Below are 14,907 nucleotides of genomic sequence, written 5' to 3'. Positions count from 1 at the left end.
CGCTCCAGGAGCTTCGAGCAGGTGGGGAGTAGTCATGTCCGTCGAGTGGGAGCCCGTTCGGCAGGCTCGCACGCACGAACTCGTGCTCGAGAGCATCGAGCAGCGGGTGGTGGCCGGCGAACTCAAGGCCGGGGACCGGCTGCCACCGGAGCGTGAGCTGGCTCCGGTCCTCGGGGTCAGCCGGTCCGCCCTGCGCGAGGCGCTGCGGGTGCTGGAGACGATCGGCGTGCTGGTCGCCCAGTCCGGCCGCGGTCCGGACGCCGGAGCGCGCATCGTACGGAACCCGGACGACGCCCTCGGGCGGCTGCTCCGCCTCCATGTGGCGCTGGGCAGCTACAGCCTCCAGGACGTCCTGGAGTCGCGGGTCACGCTGGAACGCCACAGCTTCGAGGCCGCCGCGGAGCACGCCTCGGCCGAGGACCTCGACGAGGCGGAGCGCATCCTGTACCGGATGCGGGCGCCGGGTGTGACCGCGGCGGAGTTCAGCGACCTGGACACGCGCTTCCACGTCCTGATCGCCCGCGCCTCCGGCAACCACCTCATCTCCACCCTCACCGCCGCCGTGCGCGAGTCGGTGCGCCCCATGATCCTCCAGGCGCTGGAGGGGGCCGAGGACTGGCCGGCCACGGCCGAGGCCCTGAACGACGAGCACGCGCGGATGCTGCGCCTGGTGCGCGCCGGCGAGGGCGCCCAGGCCGCCGACGTGGCCGAGCAGCACATCCGCGGCTTCCACGGCGGACTGGTCGGCACCGGGCACTGACCCGGTCCGGGAAGGCGGGCGCCGCCGGCCGCGGACCGTCACACCGCGTCCGTCAGGGCAGCATCCAGGAGAGCACCGGCGTCGACTGGAGGTAGACCAGCACGCCGAGCAGGGCCAGCATCGCCACGCTGTAGCCGAACACCTTGCCCAGCAGGACCCGTTCGGAGCCGGGCTGTTCCACGGCGGTCGCGGCGATCGTCAGGTTCTGCGGGCTGACCAGCTTGCCGACCACGCCGCCCGAGGAGTTCGCGGCCACCAGCAGGGTCGGGTCGATGCCCGCGGCCTTGCCCGCGCTCTGCTGGAGGGTGGCGAACAGGGCGTTCGCCGAGGTGTCGGACCCGGTCACGGCGGTGCCCAGCCAGCCCAGGGCGGGGGACAGCAGGGCGAAGACCGAGCCGACCGCGGCGAGCCAGGTGCCGATGGCGACGGTCTGCCCGGACTGGTTCATGACGTAGGCGAGCGACATCACGGTGGCGACCGTGGCGATGGCGCCCCGCATGGTCCGCAGGGTGCTGCCCGCGGCGGCCAGGCCCATGCGGCCCGACATCGGGAAGCGGTCCCGGTCGCCGGCCAGGCCGTAGACGAGCATCACCAGCAGCCCGGCGACGATCAGCAGGGTGCCGGGGTTGCCCAGCACGTCCAGGCTGTAGACGGCGCTGGTCGAGGGGGTGCCGGCGGCGGTCAGCAGATGGCCGTACAGGCCGGGCCAGTGGAAGCTGACGGCGGCGTTGCCGAGCAGGGCGGGCATGTCGACGCCCACCGTCAGCTTGGCCACGGCGAAGATCAGGATCACCAGGGCGTACGGCAGTACGGCCAGGGTGACGCGGCGCCCGGTCAGCGGCTCGGCCTCCACCCGCGAGCGCTGGTCGTCGGGGGTCCGCGGGGTCCAGAAGCGCAGCATCACCACGGCGGCGGCGAAACCGATCAGCGAGGCGACCACATCGGTGAGCTCGTACGCGAAGTGCTGGGAGCACCAGAACTGGACGACGGCGAAGACGCCCCCGGTGACCAGGGCGAGGGGCCACAGCTGGCGGAAGCCGCGCACGCCGTCGACCAGGAAGAGCAGCAGCATCGGCACGAAGAGGGCGAGCACCGGGGTCTGGCGGCCGACCACCGCGGCGATGTCCTCGGGCCGGATGCCGGTGAGGCTGCCGCCGGTGGTGATGGGGATGGCCATGGCGCCGAAGGCGACCGGAGCGGTGTCGGCGACCAGTACGGTCACGGCGGCCTTGAGTCTGGGCAGGCCTATGGACATCAGCATGGCGGCCGTGATGGCGACGGGCGCGCCGAAGCCGGCGAGGGCTTCGAGCAGTCCGCCGAAGCAGAAGGCGATCAGCATCGCCTGGATCCGCAGGTCGCCGCGGCCCACGGCGCTGAAGGAGCGGCGCAGATCCTCGAACCGCCCGCTGACGACGGTGAGTTCGTAGAACCAGATGGCGGCCACCACGATCAGCATGATCGGGAAGAGGCCGTTCACCAGGCCCTGCGTGGCGGACAGGACGCTCAGGCCCACCGGCATCCCATAACCGAGCACCGCCACGAGCAGTGCGGCGACCAGCGAGCCGAGCGCCGAGTGCAGGGCGGAGCGCCTGGCCACCATGAGGAGCAGGAAGAAGACGGCCAGCGGGACCAGCCCGAGCAGGGCCGTACCGGTGAGGCTGCCCCCGACGGCATGGGTGTCGGGGGTGTAGGCCGCGAGGACGGCCGGTGGCGCGGTGGTCACGTAGGTGCTCCTCCATGAGCGACTCCTGCGACTGCTGCGCGCCGGTGCGGGGTGCCGCGGGCACCGCCGGGACACGCCGGTCCGGGCCCCGCCGGCCGGCGCGTGACACGGCGCACGTCGCTGAACGGCACTCAGTAGGGCATCGATGACGTCGCATGTCAATAAGGTCTGACCGAACCGTGTCCTGAATGATTTCTGGACCGTGAGCTTTACGGTCGGACCTAGTATGGTCAGACCGTACTCGGCTTTCTCGCGTCCCAGCGTTGTCTCAAGGAGGTGCCATGCGCATCGGACTCTTCGCCACCTGCCTCGGGGACACGCTCTTCCCCGACGCGGTCAGGGCCACCGCGATCCTGATCGCCCGGCTCGGCCACGAGGTGGTGTTCCCGGCCGGGCAGACCTGTTGCGGCCAGATGCACGTCAACACCGGCTACCAGCGCGAACCCGTCCCGCTGGTGCGGCGGTTCGCCGAGCAGTTCGGCGATCCGTCGATCGACGCGGTGGTGCTGCCGTCCGGTTCGTGCGCGGGCTCGGTCCGCCATCAGCACCCGCTCGTGGCCGAGCGCTACGGGGACGCGGCGCTGCGGGACGGCGTCGCGACCGTCCGGGCCAAGACCTACGAGCTGTCCGAGCTGCTCGTCGACGTGCTCGGCGTGACCGACGTCGGCGCCTACTTCCCCCACCGGGTCACCTACCACCCGACCTGCCACTCGCTGCGCATGCTGCGCGTGGGGGACAAGCCGCTGCGGCTGCTGCGCGCGGTGGACTCCATCGACCTGGTGGAACTGCCCGAGGCGGACGCCTGCTGCGGTTTCGGCGGCACCTTCGCGGTCAAGAACGCCGACACGTCCGGCGCCATGCTCCAGGACAAGGTGCGCAACGTCCTGGCCACCGGGGCGGACGCCTGCACGGCCGGCGACTCGTCCTGCCTGATGCACATCGGCGGCGGCCTCTCCCGCATCCAGGCCGGCACCCGCACCCTGCACCTGGCGCAGATCCTCGCCTCCACCCGCACCTCGCCGCACGCGTTCCCGAAGACGGAGGCCGCCGCCCGATGAGCAGCACATTCCTCGGCATGCCCGCCACACCGCCGCGCTCCCCGTACGGGACCGGCAACCTGCGCGGCGAGCGCACGTTCCCCAAGGCCGCCCACGACGAGCTGCGCAACGGGCAGCTGCGCCGCAACCTCCACAAGGCGACCCACTCCATCCGCGCCAAGCGGCTCGCCGTCACCTCCGAACTGCCCGACTGGGAGCGGCTGCGCGACGCCGGTTCGGCGATCAAGGCCGACACCATGAACCGGCTGCCCGAACTCCTGGAGCAACTGGAACGCGAGGTCACCGAGCACGGCGGCACCGTGCACTGGGCGCGGGACGGCGTCGAGGCCAACGAGATCGTCACCCGCCTGGTCAAGGAGACCGGCAGTGACGAGGTCATCAAGGTCAAGTCGATGGCCACCCAGGAGACCGGCCTCAACGAGCACCTGGCGGGCCAGGGCGTCACCGCGTACGAGACCGACCTGGCCGAACTGATCGTCCAGCTCGCGCACGACAAGCCGTCGCACATCCTCGTACCGGCGATCCACCGCAACCGCGACGAGATCCGCGACATCTTCCGCTCCGCCATCCCCGGCGTCGATCCGGAACTGGACTCCGTGCCCGCCCACCTCGCCGCCGCGGCGCGGGCGTACCTGCGGGAGAAGTTCATGACCGTCCCGGTGGCGGTCTCCGGCGCCAACTTCGGCATCGCCGAGACCGGAACCCTGTCGGTCGTCGAGTCCGAGGGCAACGGCCGGATGTGCCTGACCATGCCGAAGACGCTGATCACCGTCATGGGCATCGAGAAGGTCCTGCCCCGCTACCAGGACCTGGAGGTCTTCCTCCAGCTGCTGCCGCGGTCCTCCACCGGTGAGCGGATGAACCCCTACACCTCGATGTGGACCGGCGTCACCCCCGGCGACGGGCCGCAGGAGTTCCACCTGGTGCTCCTCGACAACGGGCGCACCGCCGCGCTCGCCGACCGGATCGGCCGCGAGGCCCTGCACTGCATCCGCTGCTCGGCCTGCCTCAACGTCTGCCCGGTGTACGAACGGGCCGGCGGCCACGCCTACGGCTCCACGTACCCCGGCCCCATCGGTGCCGTGCTCACCCCGCAGCTGGCCGGCATGGACGCCGCGAAGAACGATCCCAACGGCTCGCTGCCGTACGCCTCCAGCCTGTGCGGCGCCTGCTTCGACGCCTGCCCGGTGAAGATCGACATCCCGTCGCTCCTGGTCGAGCTGCGGCACCAGCACACCGAGCAGGCCGGCGCCACCGCCGAGAAGCTGGTGATGAGGACGGCCGCGACGGTGATGAGCCGACCCGGGCTGTACACCGCGGCGCAGAAGGCGGCCGGGGCGGGCGGCCGGGTGGTGGCCGGACGCGACCGGAAGATCTCGCGCCTCCCGGCCCCCTTCGACGGCTGGACCGACACCCGGGACCTCCCGGCCCCGCCCCGCCGGACCTTCCGCTCCTGGCTGGCCTCCGCCGAGGGCGCGGCCGCCCTGCGCGCGGCGGCCGAGGAGGGCGCCCGGCCCGGGAACGACACCGCCCGGCACGACTCCCACGAGGAGGGGAACCGATGACCACGACCGCACGCGAGACGGTGCTCGGCCGCATCCGGGACGCCCTGACCCTGTCCGGGCCGGGGCCGGCCCCGGCGGTGCCGCGCGCTTACCGCACCGGCCGGACCCTGCCCGGCCCCGAACGGCTCGACCTCCTGGTGGACCGCCTGGTCGACTACAAGGCGACGGTGCGCACCTGCACCGCCGACCGCACCGCCGAGGTGATCGCCGAGGCGCTCCGCGAGCGCGGCGCCCGCCGGATCGGCGTGCCCGCCGGCCTCGACGACGCCTGGCTCGCCCGCTACGACGGCGAGGTCGAGCGCGACCGCGCCGACGTACCCGCACCCCGGCTGGCCGCGCTCGACGGAGTGGTCACCGCGTCCGCGGTGACCTGCGCGGAGACCGGCACCATCTTCCTGGACGGCTCCCCGGACCAGGGCCGGCGCGCGCTGTCGCTGGTGCCGGACCTGCACCTCTGCGTCGTCGACCTCTCCTCGGTGGTGGTCGGCGTGCCGGAGGCGGTGGCCCGGCTGGTCCCGGAGCGGCCCACGACGCTGATCAGCGGGCCGTCGGCGACCTCCGACATCGAGCTGGAGCGCGTCGAGGGCGTGCACGGCCCGCGCACCCTGGACGTGGTGATCTGCACCGACGTCTGAACGGACGGCGACCGGCCGGCACGACGTCACGCGCGGCCGGGCTCGACCGGACCACGGCGGGCCGGGGGCGCCGCTGCCCGGAGAGAACACCCCGGACACGCGAAGGCCGGGTTCCGGGCGCGGTGCGCGCCCGGAACCCGGCCCCCGGTGCCCGTCAGCCCAGCAGTTCCACCTCCGCCAGCGTCGAAGGACGGTCCAGCACCAGCCGGTAGGCCCGGTACGAACCCGGCGCCGCGATGGTGAACGCCCGGGTCTGGCGGTCCCAGGTGAAGGACTCCCCGGAGCGCCGGTCCAGCGTCCGCCACGTCGTGCCGTCGTCCGAGCCCTGGAGGGTCCACCCGGCCGGGGCCCTGGTGTGGTCCGCCGGGGACGTCAGCGTGTACTGGAGCGGCTTCGCGGACCGGCCCGCCGGCAGGGCCACCGAGGTGACCGTCGCCTCCGTCGCCGAGGTGTTGTCGAACAGCGGGCCGTCACCCGTGAGGATGTCCGAGCGGGGCGTCGGCGCCTTGTCGTCCCGGGTGATCGAGACCGGTCCCGCGTCCTTGCCGCTGCCCCACGCCGAAGGCCGGGGCCCCATGGCGAAGGTCAGCTCGCCGCCCTTGGACAGCAGCGAGTGCGGGAGCGAGGTGGACCTCCAGGGACGGCCGTCGAAGGTCACGCTCTGCACGTACACGTTCCGCGCGCTGTTCTTCGGCGCGTTCACCACCAGGTCGTGGCCGTTCTCCAGGTGCACGGTGGCCTTCTTGAACAGCGGGGAGCCGATCGCGTACTCGCCGCTGCCCATGACGAGCGGGTAGAAGCCGAGCGCGGAGAACAGGAACCAGCCCGACTGCTCGCCGTTGTCCTCGTCCCCGTGGTAACCCTGCCCGATCTCGCTGCCGAGGTAGAGCCGGGACAGGATCTCCCGGACCGTCGCCTGCGTCTTCCACGGCTGCCCGGCCGCGTCGTACATGTACGACACGTGATGGGCGACCTGGTTGGACTGGCCGAGCATGCCCATGCGCACGTCCCGCGCCTCGGTCATCTCGTGGATGACCCCGCCGTAGGAGCCGACGAACTGCGGGGAGGCCGTCTCCGGCGTGGCGAAGAACTCGTCCAGCTTGTCGGCGAGCCCCTGCCGGCCGCCGTAGAGGTTCGCCAGGCCCCGGGTGTCCTGCGGGGCGGTGAAGGCGTAGCCCCAGCCGTTGGTCTCCGTGTAGTCGTAACCCCACACCCGCGGGTCGTAACTCCCGGACTTCACACGCCAGTTGCCCTGCGCGTCCTTGCCCTGGAAGAAACCCGCCGCCGGGTCGAAGAGGTTCACGTAGTCACGGGCCCGGTTGAGGAAGTAGTCGGACTCCTCCTTGTAGTGCTTCTCGCCGGTCTTCTCGTACAGGGCCTTGCCCATCTCGGCGATGCCGTAGTCGTTGACGTAGCCCTCCATCGCCCAGGACAGGCCCTCGGCGGTGCCGGTGTCGGTGTAGCCGAGGAAGGGCGAGGTGCTCATGCCCTTGCGGCCCACGCCGGACGCCGGGGGGACCACCGTCGCGTTCTTCAGGGCCGCCTCGTACGCCGCCTTCGCGTCGAACCGCACGCCCTTCACATAGGCGTCGGCGAACGCCACGTCCGAGGAGGTGCCGGTCATCAGGTCCGCGTAACCGGGGGAGGACCAGCGCGAGGTCCAGCCGCCGTCCTTGTACTGCTGCACGAAGCCGTCCACCATCGCGCCCGCCTGGGAGGGTGTCAGCAGCGAGTACGCCGGCCACGTGGTCCGGTAGGTGTCCCAGAAACCGTTGTTGACGTATACCGTGCCGTCCACGATCTTCGCGCCGGTGTGCGTCGGGGTGTCCTGGCTCTGCATGGGCGAGAAGGGCGAGGCGTACCGGTTCTCGCCGTCCACCTTCTCGTAGCCCGAGTTGGGGTACAGGTACAGCCGGTACATGCTGGAGTACAGCGTGGTCAGCTGGTCCGGGGTGGCGCCCCCCACCTCCACCTTGCCGAGCAGCCGGTCCCAGACCCGCTGCGCCCGCGCCTTCACCGTGTCGAAGGAGGTGCCCGGCGGGATCTCCTGGCGCAGATTGGCCTTCGCCTGGTCGACGCTGATCAGCGAGGTCGCCAGGCGCAGCGTCACGGTGTGGCCGGCGCCCGCGGCGAAGCGCAGATAGCCCTTCACCCCGCTCGACGCCCCGTCCGTGACCCGCCGGTCGAACTCGCCGTAGACGAACAGCCGTGTCGCGCCGGTCGACAGACCCGACTTGACGTCCGAGTAGCCGGTGACGGTGCCGTGCTCCTTGTCCAACGTCAGCCCCGCCTGCTCGGTGACGTTGTCGAACAGCACGCTCGCGTCGGAGCCGGGGTAAGTGAAGCGCAGCACCGCCGCGTGGTCGGTCGGCGTCATCTCCGCCTTGAGCCCGTTCTCGAACCGCACCCCGTAGTAGTACGGCCGCGCCGTCTCGTTCTCGTGCCGGAACGCCAGCTCGCGCGCCTCGCGGCCGGTGTCCGGGGTGCCGGCCGCGGCCGACGGCATCACCTGGAAGGTCTGCCGGTCACCCATCCAGGGGCTCGGCTCATGACTCGCGCTGAACGCCTGGATGGTCGGCAGATTGGCGTCGTTGTTCGCGTGCGCGTACTCGTACAGCCAGCTCAGCGACGAGGCGTTGGTGACCGGCGTCCAGAAGTTGAAGCCGTGCGGCAGCGCCGTCGCCGGGAAGTTGTTGCCGCGCGAGAAACTGCCACTGGAGTTGGTGCCGCGCGTGGTCAGCGCGTAGTCGGACAGGTGCGCCTTCGGCTTCTCGGGCGCCGCCGGCTTCAGCGACACGTCGTCGATCCAGCCGCGGAACTTCGCCGGCCCGCCGGGGGAGTCGTACCCCACCAGGATCCGGTCGACCGTCTTCCCGGCCGCCACCGAACCGATCCGCGAGACGACGTTGTTCCACTGGTTGACGTAGAGCGACTTGGCGGCGCCCTGACCGCGCGGCGACAGCGGGAAGCCGTGCTGGTCCAGCGCGCCCAGGTCGCTGAGGTAGGTGCCGTCGGTGAAGGCGAGGTCCAGGGAGACGTTGGTGGCGTCGTAGTCCCGGTCGCCGTCGGCCATCGACGGGAAGATGCGGTACGACAGCCGGGTGTCGCGGCCGACCTTCACATGGACGTCGAACACCTTGTTGTACGAGTACGCCCGGCCTTTCGCCGTGTGCCGGCCGGCGTAGCGCAGCGCCCGCGTGCCGGTGAACCCGACGCGCGCCTTGGCCGTCGGCGAGGCGGTCGGGCCCTTGTCGGTCAGCGTCAGCATGTCCTGCGGCACCGGGCCGCCGCCGTCGCCGGTGGACAACTGCACATCGGCGAGCTGGAGGATGTCGGGCGCGCCGTTGTTACGGCTCACCTCCAGCCGGAAGTGCTGGTACTCGGCGGGTTCGCCGAGGTCGTACGTCCTGGTCTGGAAGCGTTCGGAGAAGGTCTGCCCCGAGCGGGTGTCCAGGCTCTTCCAGTCCTTGCCGTCGGTGGAGCCGAGCAGCGTCCAGTCCCGCGGGTCGCGTTCGGCGGCGTCATTGGCCGAGGTCAGCGCGTAGTCCGCCACCTTGACCGGCTTGTCCAGGTCGAACTCCACCCAGCCGGTGGGCTGGAAGGTCAGCCACTTGGTGCCCGGCTCGCCGTCGACCAGGTTCTCCTTCACCTCGCCCGCGCCCGTGTTCTCGCCGCTCGCGCGGACGTCGGTGACGTGGTCGTTCACATTGCCCGGTATCCCGGTGCTGTAGCCGCCGTCCACGCCCGAGGCCCGCGGGGTGCCGTCCGGGCCGGTGTCGACGGTGCTCAGCCAGTCCGGTGCGGGATCGCCCGCCTCGAACGAGGACGCGAATTCCCGGTCGGCCGCCGGGGCCTTGGCGGGCACCGCGACCGCGGCGCCCTGTGCGCCGGCGGCCATGGCGAAGGCGGCCGTGAGTACGACCGCCCGGCCCCATCTGTGCCGAGTTCTCCGCTGCATCTACGGATTCCCTCCCTGCGCCGATCGGACAACGTTGTCAGTTCGGGGCGCAGGAACCAAGTAGGTGGTCAAGTGGCCGTTGATGTCAAGGGTGTTGGGCGTGTCATTCCCGAGGTCGGGGCCGTGTTCTTTTTTCACGGACCGCTCACGGCCCGCCCATATGTCCGGGAGGTCTCAACTCGGAAAAGACCCGCCGGGAACTCTGCTTTCGATCTTGCTCAGCTGGCGGGAACTGGACTATACCTGTCGGCGCCCGGTACAAGAGCACTCCCGGCAGTACATGCACGAAGAACTTCCTGCACCACCCAGCTTGACCCGACCGCGGTGCCGGGCAGGATCCGGTTCACCGCCTGAGTCCTGGAGAAGGCGAGGACTTGAGCATGGGATCCACTGCGCACCACGACCGTGAGGGTGTCGGCCGCCGCGATCTGATCAAGCGCTCCGCGGCGCTCGGCCTGGTGGCCGTCCCGGGGATGGGCCTGATGTCCGCCTGCGCGAGCAGCGGGGGCGGCGGCCAGAGCAAGGCCAAGGAGGGCAAGAAGACCGCGAAGAACCCGCTCGGCGTGAACGACACCGCCAAGATGGAGTTCGTGCTGTTCGACGGCGGCTTCGGCAAGGAGTACGCCCAGGACGCGGTCAAGATCTACGAGAAGGACTTCCCGAAGGCCACGGTGAAGTTCTCCGCCACCCAGAAGATCCAGTCCACCCTCCAGCCCCGCTTCAACCAGGGCAACCCGCCGGACCTCATCGACAACTCCGGCGCCGAGCAGATGGACATGGGTGTCCTGGTCGGCAAGAACCAGCTGGCCGACCTCACCCCGCTGCTGGACGCGCCGTCGTACGACGACCCGAACAAGAAGGTCCGCGACACGCTGCGCCCCGGCATCGTGGAGATGGGTCAGTTCGACGGCAAGCCGGTGTGGATCTTCTATTACGCGTACACGGTGTACGGCGTCTGGTACTCGCAGAAGGCCCTTGACTCGCTCGACGCCGAGTACCCGAAGACCTGGGACGAGATGCTCCAGGTGTGCGAGAAGGCCAAGAAGAAGGGCATGGCGGGCTGGACGTACGCGGGCAAGTACCCGTACTACATCCCCTTCTCGCTGTACCCGATGATCGGCAAGGTCGGCGGCCGCGAGGTGCTGGACGCCATCGACAACCTGGAGCCGAACGCCTGGAAGCACCCGGCGGTCAAGACGTGCTTCGAGGCGTACTACGAGCTGTTCAAGAAGGGCTACATCCTCCGGGGCACCCCCGGTCTGGACCACATCCAGTCGCAGACCGCCTGGGCCAAGGGCGAGGCCCTGTTCATCCCCAACGGCTCCTGGGTGGAGAACGAGTCGGCCAACGTCATCCCGAAGGACTTCGACCTCGCGGTCTCGGCGCCCTCCGGCATCGACGGCAGCGACAAGATGCCCTTCGGCACCATCTGGGCCTCCGGCGGCGAGCCGTTCATCGTGCCCTCCAAGGCGGCGAACCCCGAGGGCGGCATGGAGCAGCTGCGCATCATGCTGTCGGAGGCGTCCTCGAAGAACTTCACCGCCAAGGTGAAGTCGCTGACCGCCTACAACGGCGGCACCAGCGGCATCGACCTCACCCCGGGCCTGAAGTCGGGCGTGGCGGCGCTCCAGCTGGCCGGTACGAACGTGGTGAACCCGCGGCTGCAGGACTGGTACGTGCAGCTCCAGAAGGAAAAGATCGGTGTGTCCGGTCTCGGCGAGATGATGGCGGGCCGGCTCACCCCGGCGGAGGCGATAAAGAAAATCCAGGGCTTCGCCGACGAGGCGGCCAAGGACACCTCCATCAAGCACTACAAGCACCAGTAACCAGCACCCCCGAACGCACCGGAGTGGCGATGCAGCACGGCAAGTACCGGTTCATCGTGGGGTTTCTGGCAGTGCCCCTGGGACTGTACGCGCTCTTCGTGGTGTGGCCGTTCATCCAGTCCATCTATTACTCGTTCACGGACTGGACCGGCCTGAGCCCCGAATTCAAGATGGTCGGCCTCGACAATTACCAGCGGATGCTGCACGACGACATCTTCTGGAAGTCGTTGCAGCACAGCCTGCTGTTCGCCCTGGTGCTGCCGGTCGTCACGATCAGCCTGGCGCTGTTCTTCGCCTTCATGATCAATGTGGGCGGGCGGCGCAGAAGGGGCGGCCCCGCGATCAGGGGGGTCCGGGGCTCCTCCTTCTACAAGATCGTCTATTTCTTCCCGCAGGTGCTGTCCATCGCGATCGTGGCGCTGCTGTTCCAGTTCGCGTACAACCCGGACAGCGGGGCGGTCAACTCGATCCTGCGGGGCATCGGACTCGACCACGTCCAGCCGCTGTGGCTGGGCGATCCGAACCTCGCGCTGTGGTGTGTGATGGCGGTGCTCGTCTGGTCCACGGTCGGCTTCTTCGTGGTGCTGTTCTCCGCGGGCATGGCCTCGATCCCGGCCGAGCTGTACGAGGCGGCGCTGATCGACGGCGCCAGCCGCTTCACCACCTTCTTCCGCATCACCCTGCCGCTGCTGTGGGACACCGTGCAGTCCGGCTGGGTCTACATGGGCATCCTCGCGCTGGGCGCCGAGTCGTTCGCGGTCGTACAGATCATGACGACCGGGCCGGGCGGGCCCGACTACTCGACCACGGTGCTGGTCCTGTACGTGTACCAGAAGGCGTTCCGGGACGGTCAGGCCGCCTACGCCACCACCATCGGCGTCGCCCTGCTGGTCGTCACGCTCGCGTTCGCGGCGATCGTGATGCGGCTGGGCCGTCGCGAGCGGCTGGAGTTCTGAAGCGATGAAGACGACCGAGACCCCCGCCCCGCTGCCGGCCGAGCCCGGCGCGAGCGTCTCCGAGACCCGGGCCACGGCCCCGGGACCCGCCCCGCACAAGCGCGAGGGCGGCGTCCTCAACGTCTTCTCGCACGGCATGCTGATCATCTGGGCGATCATGGTGGTCCTGCCGCTGCTGTGGGCGGTGATGACGTCCTTCAAGAACGACAGCTCCATCTTCGGCTCGCCCTGGGCGCTGCCGGACCGGCTGCACTTCGAGAACTGGGCGCGGGCCTGGACCGACGCCAACATGAGCGGCTACTTCCTCAACACCGTCCTGGTGGTCGGCGGTTCGCTCGTCGGCACCCTGGTGCTGGGCTCCATGGCGGCCTACGTCCTCGCCCGCTTCGACTTCCCGGGCAACCGCTTCATCTACTACCTGTTCATCGGCGGCATGAGCTTCCCGATCATGCTGGCGCTGGTCCCGCTGTTCTACGTCGTGAACAACATGGGCCTGCTGAACACCATCCACGGGCTGATCCTGGTCTACATCGCGTATTCGCTGCCGTTCACGGTCTTCTTCCTCACGGCGTTCTTCCGCACCCTGCCCACCTCGGTGGCGGAGGCGGCGTTCGTGGACGGGGCTTCGCACACGCGTACGTTCTTCCAGATCATGCTGCCCATGGCCAAGCCCGGTCTGATCAGCGTGGGCATCTTCAACTTCCTGGGCCAGTGGAACCAGTACATGCTGCCCACGGTCCTCAACACCGACCCGGACAAGAAGGTGCTCACCCAGGGCCTCGTCCAACTGGCGGTCAGCCAGGGCTACAAGGGTGACTGGTCGGGCCTGTTCGCGGGCCTGGTGATGGCCATGCTGCCGGTGCTGGGGGCGTACATCGTCTTCCAGCGGCAGGTGGTCCAGGGGCTCACCGCGGGGGCGCTCAAGTAGCACCCCACCGGGTGGGATGACCAAGCGTGATCGGCCGTGCGCACGCCGTTCCGGAATCCGGGCGGCGTGCGCCGCCGTGTCCGGGACCCGGATCCGGCTCAACCTCTTGACGCGAGTCGCCCCGAACGGCTCAGCTTAGAGTTCACTAGTTGGACATACACGGGGCCCCGCCGAAGCGGCCCCGCGCTCAGGAGGTCGTCGTGGAGACTCCAGGGTCGCAGTCGTCACTGCACCGAGCCAACCTGGAGCGGGTGGTACGGGCCGTCCGGCTGGCCGGGTCGCTCACGCAGGCGGAGATCGCACGGACGACGGGCCTGTCCGCCGCCACGGTCTCCAACATCGTGCGGGAGCTGAAGGACGGCGGGACGGTCGAGGTCACGCCCACCTCGGCCGGCGGGCGCCGGGCCCGCAGCGTCAGCCTCAGCGGGGACGCGGGCATCGTGATCGGGGTCGACTTCGGCCATATGCACCTGAGGGTCGCCGTCGGCAACCTCGCCCACCAGGTGCTGGCCGAGGAGGCCGAGCCGCTGGACGTGGACGCCTCCGCCGCGCAGGGCTTCGACCGGGCCGAGGAGCTGGTCAGCCGGCTGATCGCGGCCACCGGCGTCGACCGGTCCAAGGTCGCCGGGGTGGGCCTCGGCGTGCCCGGCCCGATCGACCTGGAGTCCGGCACCCTCGGCTCGACCGCGATCCTGCCCGGCTGGGGCGGCACCAAGCCCGCCGAGGAGCTGCGCGAACGCCTGGGCGTGCCGGTGCACGTGGACAACGACGCCAACCTCGGTGCCCTCGGCGAGCTGGTCTGGGGCAGCGGCAAGGGCGTGCGCGACCTCGCCTACATCAAGGTCGCCAGCGGTGTCGGCGCGGGCCTGGTGATCGACGGCAAGATCTACCGCGGTCCCGGCGGCACCGCCGGCGAGATCGGGCACATCACCCTCGACGAGTCCGGCCCGGTCTGCCGCTGCGGCAACCGCGGCTGCCTGGAGACCTTCGCCGCCGCCCGCTACGTGCTCCCGCTGCTCCAGCCGAGCCACGGACCGGACCTGACCATGGAGGGCGTCGTACGGCTCGCCAGGGAGGGTGACCCCGGATGCCGCCGGGTGGTCGCCGACGTCGGCCGGCACATCGGCAGCGGTGTGGCCAACCTCTGCAATCTCCTCAACCCCAGCCGGGTGGTCCTCGGCGGTGATCTCGCCGAGGCCGGCGAGCTGGTCCTCGGGCCCATCCGGGAGTCCGTCAGCCGGTACGCCATCCCCAGCGCGGCCCGCCAACTCTCCGTACTTCCCGGGGCACTTGGCGGACGCGCCGAGGTGCTCGGCGCGCTCGCCCTGGCCCTGAGCGAGATGGGCGATTCGGCCCTTCTGGACGGTTCCGTCACCGGGGCCCCGACCGCCGCCACCCCTGCCTTCACTTAGAGAACGGATGGCACCGTTGCCATCTCGTTAAGGATTTACTTCTTGACGTCGTACGTGTGGCCGAGTTGACTTCCAGCCACCTCGGC

Annotated in this window: 10 protein-coding genes; 8 read left to right on the top strand and 2 right to left on the bottom strand. The window is 70.1% G+C overall.

The window, feature by feature from the left end; translation table 11 throughout:
• Window positions 1–34 precede the first annotated feature (34 nt).
• Window positions 35–760 (top strand): FadR/GntR family transcriptional regulator, encoded by a 726-nt coding sequence (locus HZZ00_RS27175; RefSeq protein ID WP_180328913.1) that lies wholly within the window; start codon window positions 35–37, stop codon window positions 758–760.
• Window positions 761–812: 52 nt separating this feature from the next.
• On the opposite strand, the gene HZZ00_RS27170 is transcribed toward HZZ00_RS27175, so the two are convergent.
• Window positions 813–2,483, bottom strand: a complete 1,671-nt coding sequence (locus HZZ00_RS27170) for an L-lactate permease (protein ID WP_180328912.1) — start codon at window positions 2,481–2,483, stop codon at window positions 813–815.
• 281 nt (window positions 2,484–2,764) lie between these two features.
• Between HZZ00_RS27170 and HZZ00_RS27165 the strand changes: the two genes are divergently transcribed.
• From HZZ00_RS27165 to HZZ00_RS27155, 3 genes are read left to right on the top strand one after another with little or no spacing between them, the layout of a single operon-like run.
• On the top strand, window positions 2,765–3,541 hold the full coding sequence (locus HZZ00_RS27165; protein WP_180328911.1) for a (Fe-S)-binding protein: 777 nt from the start codon (window positions 2,765–2,767) through the stop codon (window positions 3,539–3,541).
• Window positions 3,538–5,106, top strand: coding sequence for a LutB/LldF family L-lactate oxidation iron-sulfur protein (locus tag HZZ00_RS27160; protein WP_180328910.1), 1,569 nt, complete (start codon window positions 3,538–3,540; stop codon window positions 5,104–5,106). Before HZZ00_RS27165 ends, HZZ00_RS27160 begins: the two co-directional genes overlap by 4 nt.
• Complete coding sequence (locus tag HZZ00_RS27155) at window positions 5,103–5,741, top strand: LUD domain-containing protein (protein WP_180328909.1); 639 nt, start codon at window positions 5,103–5,105, stop codon at window positions 5,739–5,741. Before HZZ00_RS27160 ends, HZZ00_RS27155 begins: the two co-directional genes overlap by 4 nt.
• Window positions 5,742–5,895: 154 nt before the next feature.
• Here HZZ00_RS27155 and HZZ00_RS27150 read toward each other — a convergent pair whose 3' ends face one another.
• Entirely contained in the window at window positions 5,896–9,699 is a 3,804-nt protein-coding gene (locus HZZ00_RS27150; protein WP_180328908.1) for a GH92 family glycosyl hydrolase, read from the bottom strand.
• Window positions 9,700–10,079: 380 nt separating this feature from the next.
• On the opposite strand from HZZ00_RS27150, the gene ngcE reads away from it, so the two are divergent.
• From ngcE to HZZ00_RS27130, 4 genes are all read left to right on the top strand, one after another.
• The gene (gene ngcE / locus HZZ00_RS27145; protein WP_180328907.1) at window positions 10,080–11,525 is read left to right on the top strand and encodes an N-acetylglucosamine/diacetylchitobiose ABC transporter substrate-binding protein; all 1,446 of its coding nucleotides are present in this window, start codon (window positions 10,080–10,082) and stop codon (window positions 11,523–11,525) included.
• Between the two features lie 29 nt (window positions 11,526–11,554).
• A complete protein-coding gene (locus HZZ00_RS27140; RefSeq protein ID WP_180328906.1) occupies window positions 11,555–12,481 on the top strand; it encodes a carbohydrate ABC transporter permease in 927 nt (308 codons plus the stop codon).
• Window positions 12,482–12,485: 4 nt separating this feature from the next.
• Window positions 12,486–13,409 (top strand): carbohydrate ABC transporter permease, encoded by a 924-nt coding sequence (locus HZZ00_RS27135; RefSeq protein WP_180328905.1) that lies wholly within the window; start codon window positions 12,486–12,488, stop codon window positions 13,407–13,409.
• A gap of 200 nt (window positions 13,410–13,609) precedes the next feature.
• The gene (locus HZZ00_RS27130; RefSeq protein ID WP_070025478.1) at window positions 13,610–14,821 is read left to right on the top strand and encodes an ROK family transcriptional regulator; all 1,212 of its coding nucleotides are present in this window, start codon (window positions 13,610–13,612) and stop codon (window positions 14,819–14,821) included.
• Window positions 14,822–14,907: the final 86 nt, after the last annotated feature.

This window comes from Streptomyces sp. NEAU-sy36 (assembly GCF_013423905.1).
Lineage (GTDB): Bacteria > Actinomycetota > Actinomycetes > Streptomycetales > Streptomycetaceae > Streptomyces > Streptomyces misionensis.
The sequence above is the reverse complement of the archived record's forward strand: the minus strand, read 5'-3'. Positions and strand labels throughout refer to the sequence as shown.

What these genes read in the sequence shown, in the direction of transcription:
- HZZ00_RS27175 (WP_180328913.1), top strand. Translation starts at nt 35, where the DNA reads ATGTCCGTCGAGTGGGAGCCCGTTCGGCAGGCTCGCACGCACGAACTC.
- HZZ00_RS27165 (WP_180328911.1), top strand. Translation starts at nt 2,765, where the DNA reads ATGCGCATCGGACTCTTCGCCACCTGCCTCGGGGACACGCTCTTCCCC.
- HZZ00_RS27160 (WP_180328910.1), top strand. Translation starts at nt 3,538, where the DNA reads ATGAGCAGCACATTCCTCGGCATGCCCGCCACACCGCCGCGCTCCCCG.
- HZZ00_RS27155 (WP_180328909.1), top strand. Translation starts at nt 5,103, where the DNA reads ATGACCACGACCGCACGCGAGACGGTGCTCGGCCGCATCCGGGACGCC.
- HZZ00_RS27150 (WP_180328908.1), bottom strand. Translation starts at nt 9,699, where the DNA reads ATGCAGCGGAGAACTCGGCACAGATGGGGCCGGGCGGTCGTACTCACG.
- ngcE (WP_180328907.1), top strand. Translation starts at nt 10,080, where the DNA reads ATGGGATCCACTGCGCACCACGACCGTGAGGGTGTCGGCCGCCGCGAT.
- HZZ00_RS27140 (WP_180328906.1), top strand. Translation starts at nt 11,555, where the DNA reads ATGCAGCACGGCAAGTACCGGTTCATCGTGGGGTTTCTGGCAGTGCCC.
- HZZ00_RS27135 (WP_180328905.1), top strand. Translation starts at nt 12,486, where the DNA reads ATGAAGACGACCGAGACCCCCGCCCCGCTGCCGGCCGAGCCCGGCGCG.